The organism is Azospirillum sp. TSH20, from assembly GCF_003115935.1.
In the GTDB taxonomy this organism is placed as follows: Bacteria; Pseudomonadota; Alphaproteobacteria; order Azospirillales; family Azospirillaceae; genus Azospirillum.
Map to the genome: position 1 here is coordinate 1 of NZ_LGQU01000182.1, position 16,301 is coordinate 16,301.

Consider the following 16,301-nt stretch of genomic DNA (forward strand, 5'->3'; position numbering starts at 1 on the left):
TGGACACCCTGGACAACGGGTTCTGCAACCTCAGGCGTGGCTGGATATTGGACGCCGATGCTGGCTGGTTTTTGGAAGCCGATTGACATTCGGCCCTCCATCAATTCTGTGCCGTCTATACACTGCCCTGGCCCCAACCACATTTGGGAGTGTCACGTATTGCTCCGACGCCGCTTGCGACCGAGGAATTGGCTGCGGATAATGCGCCACCTTCTTTCATTGCAGGGCGCCCGTTCCAACCACATCTGGACACGTGCGAGGAGACGTACCGCGTGTTTTCCCCCTCTGACCTCCGCCGCTTTTTCGATGCCGGCTCACTTGACCGGGGCCGACACTATTGGGCGGACGGCCGCGTCCAGACCATTGAGGCGCAACGGCGCCGAGGGGATGGCTGGACCGTGACGTCAATGGTCCGGGGCTCGGGTCGCGCGCTCTACGGCCAGGACATCACGGTGAAACTCGTCAATGGCGTGCTCCGGCAGGTGGAGGGGGTGTGCGACTGTCCGGTGGGGTACAATTGCAAGCATGTCGCCGCAGCGCTGCTGGCCTGGGCAGAGCGCAGCACCACTGCCGCCAGCCAACCGTCTGAACGGCCATCCTCCGCTCGATACGCCCCGTCATTGCCGTCGCCGTCGGCTGTTGCCGTTCAGGACAAGACGCCGCCTGGAGAACCCGGGCTCTCGGCTCCGGTGAAGGATTTGCTGTCGCGGCTGACGGCGGCGGTCCTGCGTGAAACCGCAGAGCAGTATGCCGACACCGTCCGTAAGCGGCTGCTCTACGTCCTGCGCCTTGATGACACCCCCTCCGGCGACCGCAGGCTGCTGCTGCGTATCCTCTCGGCCACCTTGCGCAAGGATGGCCAGTTCGCCAACGATGACAAGGCCTATGATGCCTATCAGTTCGGCACGCTGAATTCGGCAAAGTTCGTCACCCCGGCCGACCACGCGCTGCTGAATGCCGTGTCGCGCAACGCACAAGCCGGTCCGCACGGGTTCCTGCTGTCGGCCGACGTCGCCCCTTGGCTGATCGAACGCATGCTGCCCACTCGCCGGCTCTATTGGCAGGATGTCCGCAGCGGCAGAGCGCTGCGCTCAGGCCCTGTCCTGACCGGAACGCCGCGTTGGCAGACCGACGGGGCCGGCCGCCAGCGCTTCACCATTGCGCTCCAGCCGAACGCCGTCGAAGCGCCGCCGGCCATCGTGCTGCCGACGGTGCCGCTGCTCTATGTCGATCCCACAAACGCCATCTGCGGATCCGTCGACGCCGCGACGGTGTCACCGCAGATCGCCGTGGCGCTGCTGACGGCCCCGCCGCTGCCGCCGGGCGAGGTGGCCGCCTTCCGGGCTGAGGCGGAACGGCTCGGAGACCGGCTGCCAGTGCTGCCGGACGCCCCGGCGCGGACCGAACATCGCCGTATTGTGCCGCGGCCGGTGCTGCGGCTGAGCATGGCCCGGCTGGCGGGGCTGTCCTCCTTGTACCCCTCGGCCTATGGGATGATAGGGATGCCCGAACTCCCGGTCGCCGACCTCCATTTCGACTATGCCGGCACCCGGCTGCATTGGAAACGGCGAGGACCGCCGCTGCAATGGATGGAGGAGGGTGTCCTCGTCATCGCCAAGCCTCAGCCGAAAGAGGAGAAGACGGCGATCAAACGCCTGGAGGAGGCTGGCCTCGCCATCCCGCCACTGCCGCTCAGCGTCGGTGGCGCCTCACCGGTCCGCGACGAGCTGTTCGCCGCCACCGGCGACGATCTCGATGAACGGGCGATCTGGTTGAGCTTCTGCCATTCGGTGCTTCCCGACCTGCGGGCCGCCGGCTGGATCATTGAGATCGCTCCCGATTTCCCCTTCGAGGTTCTGGACGCGCCCAAGGACTGGGCGTTTGAGATTGAGGATGGCTCCGGGATCGACTGGTTTGGCCTGTCGCTTGGCGTCGACATTGGCAGTGAGCGCATCGATCTGCTGCCGGTGCTGCGCGAGGTGATTGATGCGCTCGCCCGGATCGACCCGGACCTGCTCGACGATGAGTATTTCGACGACGAGGTCTTCGACGAAGATGCCGATGGAGAGGAGGGTACCGCTAGGACGGATGGTCGGACGCCGGGGCTGACGGCGGTGCTGGAGCAGTTGGCGCCTTCCGGAACAATGTTCGTGCGGATCGGCTCCACCCGCTACATTCCGCTGGAGGTGGAGCGGGTGGCGCCGATGATCGGCGTGCTGATGGAGCTGTTCGGCCTGCAGCCTGGCGGCGGCGAACTGCGCATTGGCCGGTCCCATCTGGGCGACCTGTCGGCGCTGGAGGAGGCAGCATCGGCTGCCGGCATCCCGCTGCTCGGCGCCGACGCCGTCCGCGGCATGGCCAAGACCCTGCGCGAAGCGGGCGGCGTGCCAACGGTGCCCCCACCACAGGGGCTGCACGCCACCTTGCGCCCCTACCAGCAGGCGGGGCTCGACTGGCTGCAGTTCCTCGCCGCCCACGGTTTCGGCGGCATCCTTGCCGACGACATGGGGTTAGGAAAGACCTTGCAGGCACTGGCCCATCTGCTGGTGGACAAGGAGGCTGGCCGGCTTGACCGCCCCAGCCTGCTGGTGGCGCCGACCAGTGTGCTCGGCAACTGGCGAGCGGAGGTGCAGCGTTTCGCTCCCAGCCTGCGCACGCTGGTCCTGCACGGGCCCCAGCGCAAGGCGGCGCAGGGTTCGTTGACTGAGTACGACTTGGTGGTGACCTCTTACGCGCTGCTGCCGCGCGACCGCGCGGTGCTCGAGGCCCAGCCATGGCATCTGGCGATCTTCGACGAAGCGCAATATCTCAAGAACCCCATTGGCCAAGCGAGCAAGGCGGCACAGGCACTGGAGGCACGCCAGCGCCTCTGCCTGACCGGCACCCCGGTGGAGAACAACCTGGACGAGTTGTGGGCGCTGTTTGCCGTCAGCGTGCCCTCACTGTTCGGCGACCGCACCGGCTATCGCCGGACCTTCCGCACCCCCATCGAAAAGCACGGCGATGCCGACCGCCAGCGCGTGCTGGCCCGCCGTGTCCGCCCCTTCCTGTTGCGCCGGACCAAGGAGGAGGTGGCCGCGGAGCTGCCGCCCAAGACCGAGATCTTGGAAGCGGTGGAGCCCGGCGGCGGCCAGCGCGACCTCTACGAAACCATCCGCCTGACCATGGACCAGCGCGTGCGCGACGAGGTGGCGCGCAAGGGGCTGGCGCGCAGCCGCATCACCATCCTGGACGCACTGCTGAAGCTGCGGCAGGTCTGCTGCGATCCACGGCTGGTGAAGCTGGAGAGTGCACGCAAGCGGGTGGCAAAGGGGGCGGCCTCGGCCAAGCTGGAGCGGCTGTTGGAGATGCTGCCGGAGCTGCTGGCCGACGGTCGGCGCATCCTGCTGTTCTCGCAGTTCACCTCGATGTTCGACCTGATCCGGCCGGAACTCGACCGACTCGCCATCCCCTTCGTCGAACTGACCGGTGACACAAGGGACCGCGAGACCCCAGTCCGGCGCTTCCAGGCAGGCGAGGTGCCGCTATTCCTCATCAGCCTGAAGGCCGGCGGCACCGGGCTGAACCTGACCGCCGCCGACACGGTGATCCACTATGACCCCTGGTGGAACCCGGCGGTCGAGGATCAGGCGACCGACCGCGCCCACCGCATCGGCCAGGACAAGCCGGTCTTCGTCTACAAGTTGGTCACCAGCGGTACTGTGGAGGAACGTATGGTACAACTCCAAGAGCGCAAGCGCCGGCTGGGGGAGGCGGTTTACGACCGGGGCCAGACGGCGGAGGAACTGCTGACCGCAGACGACCTCGATTTCCTGCTGGCTCCCATCGACGGGTGACATCGGCGAACGGATGAGACGCCGAATGCTCTCACCTGACCACGCCTCGCTTTGTCGAGAGCCTCGCCGTCTAACGGTATCATGCCCATCTGACGGGTATCACGGAAAATCATCTGCTGTGCTTTGCGCGGCTGGCCGATGCTGTGGCGCGCCGCGCGCTTCCCTTACGTCTGAGCAAGTACGTCAGCCCTGCCTGCCGCCCCTCCAGCCTGTTTGCCGCTCTGCTCGTGAAGGAGCATCTTCGCCTGAACCACTGCGGCTTGGAGGATCTGCTGCGGATCTCGGGGCAACTCCGCCGCCTGTTCGCCTTCCTGATCGGCCTTCGGTGCAGCGGGTCGAACGAGCCGCTGGCTTGGGTGGCTGGTGGCGCCATGTAGAGCTGGTCGATACCCCTTTTTTGGCGAAGTCGGGATCAACCCACGCGCCGAACAACGTCGCCTGCTGGCGCCACTTCAGGCCTTCTCGGATGACGATCTCGCTGATCCGACTGCGGCGCATAGCGATCCCCTGCTAGCTCGGATAGGCCACCAGGCGATCCAGCGTCCAGGCTGCAAAGGGCAGGCCCAGCTCGGATGGGCAGGTCAGGGCGGCGGCGATGACGGCGCGGCGCGGCCGAATTGGTCGGTGGGCGCGTGGTGCGCACATCCTCCTTTCGCCCGTCCAGGCCACATGCGTTGAAGCGGTTCAGCCTGTAGCGCACCGTGTTGCCGCATAGGGCCATGCGGGTCGCGCTCTGCTCCGCCTTCAGGCCGCTCATGGCATGTGCGATAATCTGGGCACGCCGGACCAGCCGAGCTCCGAGGGTGTGCGAGCGTGTGATCCCCTGCACGTCCGTCCGCTCGTCCTCACTCAACTCCCGCAGCTGAAGCGTCCTGGTTCGGCTCCCAAACCGATGCCGATGCCCCCTCAACAGATGCGAAGGTCCAGTGATCTCAGAAGCTGTTCGTAAACGTCGCGCGCTGCCGGCTTGGGTGTCGAGCCGGCGCAGGCGTCGGGAGAGGATGGAGATGAAGGCGATCTGGACGAAGGCGACGAGGTGCTCCTTCGTCCGCTCGACAATGGTGTTCAATCGACGGTAGCGGCTGATCCAGCTGAAGGAGCGCCCCACGACCCAGGCGATTTCGGTCGGGATGAACACGCCGTCGCGACCGCGGGCAACCGGCTGGATGCATCGCCTCGCGGCACCCTGCTGAGGGTCTCGCCCGCAAGGTTTGACGCGACGGTCGAGTGCGCCGGCACCCCTGCCCTACCCTGCCTTACCCTGCCCTTCTGATCTGGCGCGCGGTGTCTCGCTTGCCAGCGCCTCCGCCGAGCGCTATGTCGACAAGGCCATGTCCGTCCTGGCCGACGCCTCCAAGGCGATGGAAATCACCATCGACGTCGACCGCGACATGCACGTCAATCCGGCGGCACGGCTTGGCGTGGACACCGCGGCGCTCGATGTCATCGCTAACGCCCTGCCCGGCTACTCAGTCGAGGACCGAATGCGCCTCGTCAAGGTTGTGGAAGCCCAGCGCGTCGAGTCAAGGGGCGCTTTGCCCTGCTCTCCCGGTCGGAGCGCGACTACGCCGCAAGCCTTTCCTCGTTCACCGCCGAGCCATTGGAGAACACCACAGCAAACCGTCTACACGACGCCCTACTCGGCCGTGATGCAGCGCTTCGCGTCCAGAAGGCTGACCGTTTTTACGCGTGGCGGCCGACCTCTACCGGCTTACACCTGACGCCGCCGCGTCGAAGGCCCCGCATACCGGCCTTACCGCGCTGCGCCATGGATTGATGGTGCTTGGCGGTCAGTCGTTCAACGCCAACCCAACCTCACCCACGATGGCGCCCTGCCGCTAGGATCGCGCGCAGGTCGCGTTCAACGCCATGGCTCAGGTGATCGCCAGCGCGCAGCAGGAAGAGCGCGACCGGGCCGACCGGCTGCTCCGGCTCAATTCCTTCGCCATGGCGACCGACCTTTCGCTGGACCGCTCGATCGAAGGAGCCGACCAACATCGACCGCATGCGGCTGGCCCGCCTGTACGACAGCCTCACCACAGAGGGTGCGGATCAGCAGCGCTTCATAGCAACTATCGGCATCGACAGTTCCGGCACCACTGGCTACAAGGTTGTCGCCGAGGCGTTTGACGCGGTGGCCTTCCTCGGCAGCGTGCGTGCCATGTCCGCCCGGGCCGGCGGCGAGGTGGCGCAGCGCCTGGGCGAGGTGATCGCCGATCCGGTCTCGCCGACACGCTGAAGGAGGCCAGCGTGCCGAAGCATACAATCATCAATACCGACGCGTGCCATTACGTGCGCTGTGGTTGGATGCTGACCTACAGGCTGCGCCCCACCTCTGTATCTGCGAACATCTCCAGAGAGTGGAAGCATGCTTCCAGTTAGCCATTAACATGTGGCGCCGCTTGCTGTCGGCCGCAGCGGAGCTTCGGTGTGGAGAGCATAGGGCAGGGCGGCGCTCAGAGGTGGAAGCATGCTTCCATTTCAATGTGGGCAGGATAGCGCCCCGGTAGCACGCTTGGCTCATGCCCCTCCGAGTCGTTGTCTGACAGGGTCACTTCGATGGAAGCAGAATGGAAGCATGCCTCCACTTTGAGCGCGCGCATTCCTCAGGGCAGTGGCGCGCATGAATGGCGTGTCTCAATCGACACGCAATGCTGCTGATAATTCCATATGATCGCTGAATACGTTGACCTCGCTGATAAGCCTGAGGATGTTGGCAAAACAAGGATGCTGATCAAGCGTCCGGGGCGAGAGAGCAGGGGAGAGGTGCATGGACGGGGTTCTCGCGGTAGCCTCCAGCAAAGGTGGCGTAGGAAAGACAACCACTATCGTTATGCTTGCAGAACACTTTCGCAAATGTGGCACTGTCGCTCTGCTCGACGCCGACCCGAACCAGAAACTTATCTCCTGGCTCGGTAATGAGAAAGGGGAGAGCCGGGTGGAAGGCATTACCCTTATGTCTCTCCTCGGTCGGAACATCGTCGAGGCAATCACCGACACCAAGGCACAACATGACGTCGTAATCGTCGATTTCGCTGGAGCGCTGACCCAAGAAATGGTCTTTGGTTTTGGCTACGCTTCGGCCGTGGTCATCCCGTCGGGCTCGAGCAAAGGGGACATCGACGAGGCTCGCAAGACCTACCAGGTTGTTGAGCAGACGACAGCCTTGCTGTCCGCCGGAAACCCCTCCTTCTCCTTGCCGGCAAAGGTGCTCCTGTGCAAGGTCCGGCCCAACACTGACACCTACAAGGCGGCCAAGCAGCAGTTGGCCGCGTGGAACGTGCCCGTGTTCGGTGACGATGCGCATGTTCCCCACCGCACTTCGTTTGAAAAAGCCTGGTGGCATAAGTGTTCGCCGCAAGAAGTGTCCGACAAGGTGCTCAAGAAGCAGATCGCTACCGTCTGCACTGCAATCGCGTCGCTCGCTGGATTGGCGCCGCCGGAGGCAAAGCCAGGAAAGGGCAGGGCGCTTCGTGCAAAGAAGGCCGCTCCGGCCGCGACCCCAGCGTGAGGGGAGGATAGACCGTGGCCAAAAAGCCTTTGCCGATCGACACCGGTTCGTCCCCGAGCAGCGCGCCCGCAGGGCAGGATGTAATCAGCATCCTGCGATCCGCGACAGCGGGGATGCCGAGCCTAACCAACCCGCAGGGTGGGGCGGTCGGCAAATCCGCTGTTCCGACCTCTCCGTTGCTGTCGGAGAGGACATCCGGCTCGATCGAAATTCTGCCGCCGGAAGGCAAGCCTGACTCCGTTGCCGATTATGTGACGACTATCTCCCGCCTCTACGACGAGGCAGAGGAACGGTTCGTTCAGATTGGCCGCCACCTCATTGAGGCGAAGGCGCGGCTCCAGCATGGAGAATGGAGCAAGATGGTAGCCTTGCTACCGTTCTCGCACCGCACGGCCACCATGCTAATGACGGCTGCACGAGCCATCACGAACCGCACCATCGCTCCAGAGCGGGCGCCACGATCCTGGGCCAACGTGTACCTTTTGGCGAGCATGTCGGAGGATGAGCGCAAACTGGCTGAGGAGCGAGATCTTATCCGTCCAGACGTCACGCGACGCGAAATCCTCGCATTCCGCCGCCAAGTCTCTGGAGGAGGGCAGGGCGGTGACGATCTCATGTCCGAAGCCATGGACTCCGTTGCTGAGGAGATCGCACGGCTCCTCCAAGAAAAAGCCCGTATCGAAGCGCGGCTGGCGGAACTGCAAGGTAGCCGCGTCGCCGCGACGGTCGAAGCAGACGACTGATCCACAAGACTGGAAGCATGCTTCCGGTTCACAACTGGGTGGAAGGTTGGGGAGGGGCAGGGCGATCGGCTCCCTCCCCTTCCATCATAGCCAAAATTCGTCGTTGGCCCGCTCCATGCGCAAATCGGATCGCTGACCTCGTGATAGGATTCCTCCGACAAGACATTGGAGGATCCACATGCGCGCACTCGTCGCCGCATCCATCTCCGCCATCTCGACTTCGTCGACGAGCCGGCCGACGACCGCAGCGTGAGCCTCTGGAGGGCATCGTCAAGGTGGGCTGGCCGGACCCGGGAAGCGTCGGTATAAGGCGGGGATGACGACGCGCCCCGATCGCATGTACGTCGGCTACCGCTTCCCTGCCGAGGTGATCAGGTACGCGGTGTACCTCTACTTTCGCTTTCCGCTGAGCCTACGCATGGTCGAGGAGATGCTGGCGCTACGCGGCATCGCGGTGAGCTATGAAACGATCCGTCAGTGGGGCCTGAAGTTCGGCCGCGGGATTGCCACCGGCATCCGCCAGCGCCGCCTGGCTCGCAATGACAAGTCCCCATGTCTGCCTGGGCTGAGGATGGTGGTCCGTCTCGCGATGTGCACCGTTCGGGAGTTACCCCGGCTCATCGCCGACGTCGGTGTTGTCAGGTTGGGCTGGGCCGCTCCGGCGTGGCAGGTTGGCGAGCATGAGCAGGGCGTCCAATCCCTATCGTGGTTTCCGCTTTCTGGCCGAGATCATCAGCGAAGCGGTGTGGCTGTATCATTGCTTCAGCTTCAGCCTGTGGAAAGTCGAACTGATCCTGGCGACGCGAGGCATCGAGGTCAGTTACGAGACCATCCGGGAGTGGGGCCTCCGGTTCGGGCGCGACTTCGCCAACACCCTCAGGCGTCGTCGGCCCAAGCCGGGCGACCAGTGGTTCCTGGATGACGTGTTCATCCGCATCCGCAGCAAGCAGCACTACCTGTGGCGCGCCATCGACCAGAACGGGGTGGTGCTGGACATCCCGGTACAGAGCCGGCGCAACACGAAGGGGGCCATGCGCTTCTTTCGCAAACTGCTGAAAGGGCTGCACTATGCGCCGCGGGTCGTCATCACCGACAAGCTGAAAACCTACGCGGCAGCGAAGAGGGGGATGAGGCTCGGCAACGAAGATCGGCAAAGCCAATACCTGAACAATCGCTGCGAAGTCTTGCACCAGCTGACCCGACGGCGCGAGCGGCACATGCAGCGGTTCAAATCCGCCCAGCAGGCCCAGCAATTTCTCTCCGGCCACAGCCCGGTCCACAATGACTTCCAACTGCACCGCCACCTGATCTCCTCCTCCGAGCACCGTGCCGCCCGCGCTCGCGCCTTCACCGTTTGGCGCGAGGTGACTGGCCTTGCTCAGGTCAGCTGACCAACGACCTAAAAGCGGGGCTGCTCATCGTCATTGCGTCCTTGGCTGGTAAAGTTAACAACAACAGCACGCGCAATAATAATAATACAGTAGCGGTTTATTCCGCGATGAGTGGCAACACAGCCTCGGTTTCTGCGCTCAGCACCTTCCTCCGCTTTCGACGGGTTGTAACGGCTGTCTCGTGATCGATTCGGACAAACTGATCAGGGGCCTTCGTCGAGCCGGTGATTCGCTTGACTTCGGCCGCATCATGCTGGGCTAGAGCGCGCGCGATGCGCATCTGCCCCAGGAAGTGTTCCGAGGGGATGAGCACGTAGTTTATGTCCACGTAGGCTGCGCCGTTCTTGATGATGTCCTTCTCGACCGAAGCCAAAATGCCTTTCTCGATTAGCGCCTCGCATGCCTTGGTGATCCACGACAACATGGCCCGCAATCGGGACCACGGCGTCATCCCGCTGTTACGGACAATTTGTGTGGCACTGATCGACAGGTTTTCCTCGCCGTTCTGAATGCCCCAGGCCAAGCGCTTGTAGAGCCACCGGCTCGCCGGGTTGTCGATCCGCATCAGACATTCGTAGTCGAGCCGGTGGAACTGCAATTGGCGGATCGCCTTGGCAACGAGCGGGTTGAACTCCAGGTAGGTTCGCTCCACCTGCCGCTCGCCCTCCGCTCCCGCGCGAGACGCCAACGCCATGACTGGGAAGGCAGACGAGTGCAGCAGTTCCTCGCCGCCAGCACCAACGGCTTTGATCTGGATGGAGGCCAGATGGAGGATGGTCAGGGCCTCCTTGAGTTCCTGGAGATTCAGCCCATGTCCGACGCGGCGCAACTCCTCCAGAACCTCGTACAACGAGAAATCCATCTGGATCCTGTCCTCCTTCGACAGGCGCAGGCGCGCTCGCTCGGTCGCGATCCGACGGATGACCTCCTCGACGATCTGTTCGCGCTCGCCCGGGTACACCTCCAATTCGGTCATTTCGCCGTCGGAGCCACGGCGCTCGATAAGGACCGGCCGGATCGTCACCCCGTAGGTCGCGCCGCCGAAGTCGAAGTCGCGCTTGATCATGCGGCGGGATCTTGTAGAGGGCTTTACCATGACAGGTTGCGCACTGGCGGCCTGTTCTCCAGCCTTCCGCTTGGCGCCGTTGTCCCTGCTTTTCTTAGTGCCAAAGAACACGAAGCGTGGCGCCTGGTCGTAGATGCCAACGGCGTTGGTGTCACGCGCCCGGCCCTGCCCGTCGTCCGGCGTCTCCCACAGGGTCAACTGCAGGGAGGTCATCTGGGCCTTGCCGTCACACGTCTCGCGGTCGCCGGTCATGCTCTCACTCCAATCGCTCGAGCGACCGTAACGCCGCCCGTGGGAGGTCGGCAACCATGTCGGTGCCGTCTCGCCGATCGGCTATGTTGGAACCAGGTGCGGACCTGTTGGAGCCAGGAGCGGTTCGGTTGGACCTAGGTGCGGGGCAGCCAACTCAGGAAAACCTCGCGCGCGAAGGGCCGCGCGTGGAGGCGAATCGCATGGGCGAATCCCAATCGCAGAAATCACGCACCTGGACTTCCAGCCACCTCCCCTCGGCCGCACCTGGCTCCAACAGGACACATCCCGCCGCGTGGAGACGGGCATTTCACAGCGGCCTCAATCCCGCTCCTGGTTCCAACAGAGTCGATCGAGCATTTTCTAGGCGTGTCGGGGGCCCCGCTCCTGGTTCCAACCTACCCGTGATCGGAGAGGAGCGACGTTCCGGCCGAACGGATGGTACCGCCGCTCCTGGGTCCAACAGGAGAGGCTTGACTCTTTCAAAGGCACTCCTGTTTCCAAAAGGTCCCAGTCTGCCACGCGGAATACCACACGAAACGCACCTAATTCCAACAGGATTGCCATCTCGTGGCGCACCTAAGAACAACCCGATGATCGACTCGGGGCGCGCTGTTGGGGCAACCGAGTCCGCAGCGTCCCGATTCGCAAAAATCGCCGCACCCAGGTCCAACCGAACCGCTCCTGGTTCCAACAGGGGTGCACCTAGGACCAACAGGTCCGCACCTGGCTCCAACAGAACCGCACCTGAGACCAACATATGGGACTTGGTGGCGGTTTGGTGCTTTGCCCCATCCCGAGGAATCCTGGCCGCAAGATCGCTGGCCTTCCTGGCACCACACCTCGCGGAGTTTCCCGATGCCATCCACAAGCGTTACCGAACGTCCCGATACCGGGCGCTGGGGTCGCATCCCGGCCTGGTGGCTGGAACACCCCGATCTCGACGCCGACGGGTTCGCCGTCCTAGCCGCCTTGGCCACCTTCGCCGACGAGACCGGCCTGTGCTGGCCATCGCAGTCCACTCTGGCGGCGAAACTGAAGCGGTCCCGTCCAACGATCAACCGCATCCTGCAGCGCCTCGACGACATTGGGCTGGTCAGTATTGAGCATCGTCGCGGCCGCGACGGCGCCCGCCTGTCCTGCCTGTATCGCCTGCGGTTCGTCCAGGACGGCGGGGAAGGGGTGCGCGAGCACGCCGAGCACGCTGTGCGGGCAGCCGACAGGGATGACTCGGAGGCGCACACCCCCTGTTCGCAGGCGAGTCAGGAACAGCTCCATCCGGAACAGACTCCTGACTCGCTCGCTTCGAGCGGGCGCGAGCCGGTGCGCGATGTGCCTGTGGACTGGATGCCGACCACCGACGATCTAACCTGGGCGCGAGACCGTCACGCTGAGGTCGACCTCGGCCGCCACGTCGAGGGTTTCATCCTCCGCTGCCAAGCCCACGGCTACCGTTACCGCGACATCTCGTCTGCCTGGCGCGCTTGGCTGGCCCAGGATGCAGCCGCCAGCAAGGCACCAATCCTCCGCAACACGCCCTTTGCCGGCGCCGCGGCTATGCCCCCGAGCCGCACGCGACAAACCGCCGCCGAACAGCGCTTCAGCGCCTGGGCCGCCGCCGCCGCCGAATTGCGCCAGCGCACCGCGGCAACATCCACGTCCTAATTGTGAGGTCGGCAATGACTGCTCCGAACATCACCGCTTTCCCGAGCCCCCGCTCGCCGCTGCCGTTCGACCCGGCCATGCCCGCGGCCGACCGTCATTCTCTCCTGATCGGAGCCTTACCGCCGCCACTCCAGGACCTGCTGGTCGCCGGACCCGTCGAACGCCGCCCGCGTTTCTCCGACGACGGTTTCGACGGCGTGACCGAAACCTGGTCGCCGCCGGCCGGTGTGACAGTCCAGCACGCCGCAATGGCGCAGCGCGCCCTGGACGATCTGGCGATGATGGCCCTGGCCCCGGCGCCGACGGATCACGTCCTTGCGCGAGTGTTGGCCCTGCTAAGCCACTACCCGGCGAAAAACATGACGCCCGACGTCGAGCGGCTGGTGGCGTTGGACTGGGCCGAGGATCTAGGCGAGTACCCGGCTTGGGCCATCGACGCCGCGGCGAGGGCTTGGCGCCGGAGCAAAAAGTGGCGGCCATCCATCGCGGAGATGCGGGCCTTGTGCGACGACCTCTGCGCCGGAGAGCGCAAGCTGGCCGAGCGGCTGCAGGCGGTTGTTCAGGCCGGCCAGCAGAACCGGGTCCAAGGCGGGGCAGCCAAGGCGCTGACGGCGGGGGCGATCCGGCGGATGAGTTGAGGGCAGGGGGCGGACAGGTACTGCGCTTATTAGGGCACTGTCACGGGAACTGAGCCGGTATGCAGTACCCCCCAGTTCGACGTTCGCTTACGCGGCCATGGTCGCGAATAGCCAGGCGGCCATGGCCTGTGCCCTGAAGATGCGCAGGGTGCGGCGGGAAACCAGGTGGCGCTGAAGGTTGAAGGTGTTGTAGACGGCGGGGTGCAGAGAGACGAAACGCTGGGCCGAGCCTGGAGACTTGAAGCGCTGCATCTTCCTTTCGCGTCGCCTGAGCGGCTGATGCGAGACTTCGGCCCGGCAGTTCTTGCGCCGGCCTTGTTCATGGTGTGCGCCGTCAGGCCGATCTCACGAAACGCAGCCCCATAGGAGCGCAGCTTGTCAGAAGCTGTTCGTAGACGTCACGCGCTGCCGGCTTGGGTGTCGAACCGGCGCAGGCGTCGGGAGAGGATGGAGATGAAGGCGATCTGGACGAAGGCAACGAGGTGCTCCTTTGTCCGCTCGACAATGGTGTTCAATCGACGGTAGCGGGTGATCCAGCTGAAGGAGCGCTCCACGACCCAGGCGATTTCGGTCAGGATGAACACGCCGTCGCGACCGCGGGCAACCGGCTGGATGCTGATGCCGAGCGCCGCTCCGGCCTTGGCCAGGCGCTCGCCGCGAAGCCGAGATCGCCAATCGCTGGTCCTTGGAACCCCCGTCCGGCGAGTTGGCGCAGCACCGGCACGATGCCCTTGGTGTCGTGCACGTTGGCGGACGTGGCGTCGATCGCCAGCGGGATCCCGTGCTTCTCGACGGCGATGCTGATCTTCACCCCGCGAATCTTCTTACCCCCGTCCACGCCGCGCGCGAAGCAACTCGGGGCCAAAGGGCAGGTCCGGCTGTCGATCACCACCGTGCTCGGTTCCGCGGTATCGCCGCAGGCCAGACGCCACATCCGGCGCAGCCGGTCGAGCAGCCGGCGCCACAGCCTGAGCCGGGTCCAGCGGGCAAACAGAGAGTACAACGTGCCGAACAGGATGCCGGTGAGCTGCCCGATCGCGCGCCATTGCATGCCGCAGAAACATACGCACCAGATCGCCATAATCGCCTTGCGCAGCGCCGCTCCGGTGAGAGGCGCTTTGGGCCCGGTGCGGGCTGGACGGGTGCCGTCACTCCCATCGCCGTCAGCTCGACCAGCACTTCCTCGACAATGGCATCGACATCCGAGAACGCGTCCCAGGAGGCTGGGGTGGTGCTTGCGGGACGAATGGCAGTGCCCATAGAGTGCGGGTCCAAGCGGTGTTATCGAGGGCGGCAGACCGACCAGATCACGCTCCTGCCGTAACACCCTTACTCAGCTTGAAGTAGCATCCCGGCTAAAGCCGGATGGGACGCACCCGCTGCGAACAGGTTTTCACACGGGTCTCCGTAGGCACAAGCAATAAAGCTCATCGAAGAAAAGCGCCTGCGTAAAGCGCGCACGCTTTCTGGCTGCAGACTTCCACCTGAGGGGGTAGCGTGGCGAAAACGCCGCAGGCGCCTTACAATACCCCGAGCCTGTCGCGAGACTTGGCGATTGGCGGCGCACTTGGATATAGGGTGATGCTGGTAGATTCCACCTGGACTTTGGCATCAGGGTAGGCCGCCAACGCCATGCGAAGCGCCTCAGTGAAAGCGGGCTTAAAATTGCGCATCGCGTTGAACCCAGCGCCGAACTGGGCCATTAGTGCCGGCCAAGAGACTGGCGTGGGTTTGCTAAGGCTGTGAAGGCGATAGGCGAGCCAAACATAGATATCGATTGCCATCGACTTGTTGCCGATCTCCCGGAGGGCTGTTTCGCTGACCGGCACAGGATGGTCTATCAGGGAGCGGTAGAAGGCGTCGTTTAGGGTTACCTTGTCCTGCCAAAGGGTCGGCTGATTGTCATCGTTCAGCATTCCGGCTAAATCAAAGTATTCTTCGACAAAAGCACCTTTAGCGACCCGATCGGCGTGGCCGTGATCGGTGAAGAAGGTTAGGCGGCATGCGGAAATACGACGGGCCTGTTCAGTAACCATCTTATACGTGGCTCCGCCGATGGATGCCATTCCCATGTTCTTCATCCAGCCCTTGAGGGATCCGCCGAGTTCGACTTCACGGCATCGAGTACGGACAGCTTGGGTTTGAAGGTAGATGAGAATCATGCGAGCTTTTGACCCATACGGGATGCCGACCACATTGCCTTGGCGGTCACGGCCTGATTCGACCATCAAGGTAATCCGATGGCCCTCACGGCGCCAGAAAGGCTCTATAATGTCTTTGTGAGGTAATGAGGTCAGAGCAAAGCCGGCATGACAAATACCGAGCGTCTCGCTTTCTTCTGCCAAAACAGCAGCGGCGATCTCCAACTGGCGCCGCTCGGCTTTGTCGACGACAAGCTCGCGGGCGGCTTCGAGGCCATGATCAATCAGCAGCTTATGAATGTTCCTCATGTGACCCATTTCCTCATCGACCTGAGGGATCGTCAACGGTGGAATCTACCAGGGCAGGCTATTCGAAGTTATTTGGTTCAACCTATTTGCTTGTCTGGCAGATTCCACTGAGCGACTCGGTACTGTGCTGGTAAATTCCACCCATCTGGCTTTCAGATTCCACTGAGCAATTATCTCCGGCTGCTGGCGCCTTGGCCGTCCAGTGGAATCTACCAGCGCGGTTGGCCGAATCGGGGTCTTCTCAGCGGTGGAATGTATCAGCGCATGCGACTCGGGGGTTGCCTTCTGTACCTAGCCGGCGGTGGAATCTACCAGCAAACCGGCAACGGCAGGATCAGTGGAATCTACCAGCACCTGGTTCGTACGTCCGGAATGCTGAGTGGAATCTACCAGCAAGGTGATGTGACGTACTGTAAGAGTTATCCCTGCCAGGGCGGGATGATCATGTCCTTGGTCACCATGATGGTGAAGCGGTAGCCGGGGCGGACCTCCAGGGTTGGAGCGACGTTCAGACCCTTGCGGGCATACTCCGCGCCGAGCTGGCCCATCTGCTGACCGAGACTGCCGGCGATGATCTGCTGCGCGTCATAGCCGCCGCGGGTGTCGCCGCGCTGCTGCGGCTGGGAGAGCTGGACGCCGGCCGAGAAGATCGACAGCAGCAGGGGGCTTTGTCACGAAAACGGGGCCGGCGCGCAGCATGCTTCGATTTCCCGACAGGCTCACGCCGCAGCGGTGGCTGCTTGCCAGTCGGC

15 protein-coding genes and 2 pseudogenes are annotated in these 16,301 nt (G+C 63.8%); 10 read left to right on the top strand and 7 right to left on the bottom strand.

Going from position 1 to position 16,301, the window contains the following annotated elements; all coding sequences use genetic code 11:
• Positions 1-407: 407 nt before the first annotated feature.
• Positions 408-3,836 carry a DEAD/DEAH box helicase gene (locus tag TSH20_RS33315; RefSeq protein WP_247871383.1) on the top strand — a complete coding sequence of 1,143 codons (3,429 nt, stop codon included), beginning with the start codon at positions 408-410 and terminating at the stop codon, positions 3,834-3,836.
• A 227-nt stretch (positions 3,837-4,063) separates the two neighbouring features.
• Entirely contained in the window at positions 4,064-4,213 is a 150-nt protein-coding gene (locus tag TSH20_RS35420) for a hypothetical protein (protein WP_199232004.1), read from the top strand.
• Between the two features lie 35 nt (positions 4,214-4,248).
• On the opposite strand, the gene TSH20_RS33320 is transcribed toward TSH20_RS35420, so the two are convergent.
• On the bottom strand, positions 4,249-4,974 hold the full coding sequence (locus TSH20_RS33320) for a transposase (protein ID WP_199232003.1): 726 nt from the start codon (positions 4,972-4,974) through the stop codon (positions 4,249-4,251).
• A 193-nt stretch (positions 4,975-5,167) separates the two neighbouring features.
• Here TSH20_RS33320 and TSH20_RS33330 point away from each other — a divergent pair, with 193 nt between their 5' ends.
• The 6 genes and pseudogenes from TSH20_RS33330 to TSH20_RS33355 all read left to right on the top strand — a co-directional run bounded on the left by TSH20_RS33330 (position 5,168) and on the right by TSH20_RS33355 (position 9,481).
• Entirely contained in the window at positions 5,168-5,557 is a 390-nt protein-coding gene (locus tag TSH20_RS33330) for a hypothetical protein (RefSeq protein ID WP_109156423.1), read from the top strand.
• A 284-nt stretch (positions 5,558-5,841) separates the two neighbouring features.
• Positions 5,842-6,075, top strand: a complete 234-nt coding sequence (locus TSH20_RS33335; RefSeq protein ID WP_109156422.1) for a hypothetical protein — start codon at positions 5,842-5,844, stop codon at positions 6,073-6,075.
• Positions 6,076-6,606: 531 nt separating this feature from the next.
• The gene (locus TSH20_RS33340) at positions 6,607-7,347 is read left to right on the top strand and encodes a ParA family protein (RefSeq protein ID WP_109156421.1); all 741 of its coding nucleotides are present in this window, start codon (positions 6,607-6,609) and stop codon (positions 7,345-7,347) included.
• A gap of 14 nt (positions 7,348-7,361) precedes the next feature.
• Entirely contained in the window at positions 7,362-8,090 is a 729-nt protein-coding gene (locus TSH20_RS33345) for a DUF3102 domain-containing protein (RefSeq protein ID WP_109156420.1), read from the top strand.
• Between the two features lie 316 nt (positions 8,091-8,406).
• A pseudogene (locus TSH20_RS35425) lies at positions 8,407-8,616 on the top strand (IS6 family transposase); the annotation flags it as partial.
• 154 nt (positions 8,617-8,770) lie between these two features.
• Entirely contained in the window at positions 8,771-9,481 is a 711-nt protein-coding gene (locus TSH20_RS33355) for an IS6 family transposase (protein WP_109156419.1), read from the top strand.
• A 97-nt stretch (positions 9,482-9,578) separates the two neighbouring features.
• Here TSH20_RS33355 and TSH20_RS33360 read toward each other — a convergent pair whose 3' ends face one another.
• Positions 9,579-10,799 (bottom strand): hypothetical protein, encoded by a 1,221-nt coding sequence (locus TSH20_RS33360; protein ID WP_109156418.1) that lies wholly within the window; start codon positions 10,797-10,799, stop codon positions 9,579-9,581.
• 855 nt (positions 10,800-11,654) lie between these two features.
• Between TSH20_RS33360 and TSH20_RS33365 the strand changes: the two genes are divergently transcribed.
• Both TSH20_RS33365 and TSH20_RS33370 read left to right on the top strand, forming a co-directional pair.
• A complete protein-coding gene (locus TSH20_RS33365) occupies positions 11,655-12,461 on the top strand; it encodes a helix-turn-helix domain-containing protein (RefSeq protein ID WP_109156417.1) in 807 nt (268 codons plus the stop codon).
• A 14-nt stretch (positions 12,462-12,475) separates the two neighbouring features.
• Positions 12,476-13,099, top strand: coding sequence for a hypothetical protein (locus tag TSH20_RS33370; protein WP_199232002.1), 624 nt, complete (start codon positions 12,476-12,478; stop codon positions 13,097-13,099).
• 87 nt (positions 13,100-13,186) lie between these two features.
• Here the strand turns inward: TSH20_RS33370 and TSH20_RS36015 are convergent.
• The 5 genes and pseudogenes from TSH20_RS36015 to TSH20_RS33390 all read right to left on the bottom strand — a co-directional run.
• Positions 13,187-13,482 (bottom strand): annotated as a pseudogene (locus TSH20_RS36015) (DDE-type integrase/transposase/recombinase); the annotation flags it as partial.
• A gap of 15 nt (positions 13,483-13,497) precedes the next feature.
• Positions 13,498-13,683: a transposase gene (locus tag TSH20_RS33375; protein ID WP_158282109.1), complete on the bottom strand. Its 186-nt coding sequence runs from the start codon at positions 13,681-13,683 to the stop codon at positions 13,498-13,500.
• Entirely contained in the window at positions 13,671-14,180 is a 510-nt protein-coding gene (locus tag TSH20_RS33380) for a transposase (RefSeq protein ID WP_109156415.1), read from the bottom strand. The genes TSH20_RS33375 and TSH20_RS33380 overlap by 13 nt, the downstream gene beginning before the upstream one ends.
• A 439-nt stretch (positions 14,181-14,619) precedes the next feature.
• A complete protein-coding gene (locus TSH20_RS33385) occupies positions 14,620-15,549 on the bottom strand; it encodes a replication protein RepA (protein WP_109156425.1) in 930 nt (309 codons plus the stop codon).
• Positions 15,550-15,968: 419 nt separating this feature from the next.
• Positions 15,969-16,211, bottom strand: a complete 243-nt coding sequence (locus TSH20_RS33390) for a TrbI/VirB10 family protein (protein WP_348770475.1) — start codon at positions 16,209-16,211, stop codon at positions 15,969-15,971.
• Positions 16,212-16,301 lie beyond the last annotated feature (90 nt).

Bases quoted from the DNA above. Each gene is read 5' to 3' on its own strand.
- TSH20_RS33315 (WP_247871383.1), top strand. From the start codon at position 408: ATGGTCCGGGGCTCGGGTCGCGCGCTCTACGGCCAGGACATCACGGTG.
- TSH20_RS33330 (WP_109156423.1), top strand. From the start codon at position 5,168: ATGTCCGTCCTGGCCGACGCCTCCAAGGCGATGGAAATCACCATCGAC.
- TSH20_RS33335 (WP_109156422.1), top strand. From the start codon at position 5,842: ATGCGGCTGGCCCGCCTGTACGACAGCCTCACCACAGAGGGTGCGGAT.
- TSH20_RS33340 (WP_109156421.1), top strand. From the start codon at position 6,607: ATGGACGGGGTTCTCGCGGTAGCCTCCAGCAAAGGTGGCGTAGGAAAG.
- TSH20_RS33355 (WP_109156419.1), top strand. From the start codon at position 8,771: ATGAGCAGGGCGTCCAATCCCTATCGTGGTTTCCGCTTTCTGGCCGAG.
- TSH20_RS33360 (WP_109156418.1), bottom strand. From the start codon at position 10,799: ATGACCGGCGACCGCGAGACGTGTGACGGCAAGGCCCAGATGACCTCC.
- TSH20_RS33365 (WP_109156417.1), top strand. From the start codon at position 11,655: ATGCCATCCACAAGCGTTACCGAACGTCCCGATACCGGGCGCTGGGGT.
- TSH20_RS33370 (WP_199232002.1), top strand. From the start codon at position 12,476: ATGACTGCTCCGAACATCACCGCTTTCCCGAGCCCCCGCTCGCCGCTG.
- TSH20_RS33380 (WP_109156415.1), bottom strand. From the start codon at position 14,180: ATGGCGATCTGGTGCGTATGTTTCTGCGGCATGCAATGGCGCGCGATC.
- TSH20_RS33385 (WP_109156425.1), bottom strand. From the start codon at position 15,549: ATGAGGAACATTCATAAGCTGCTGATTGATCATGGCCTCGAAGCCGCC.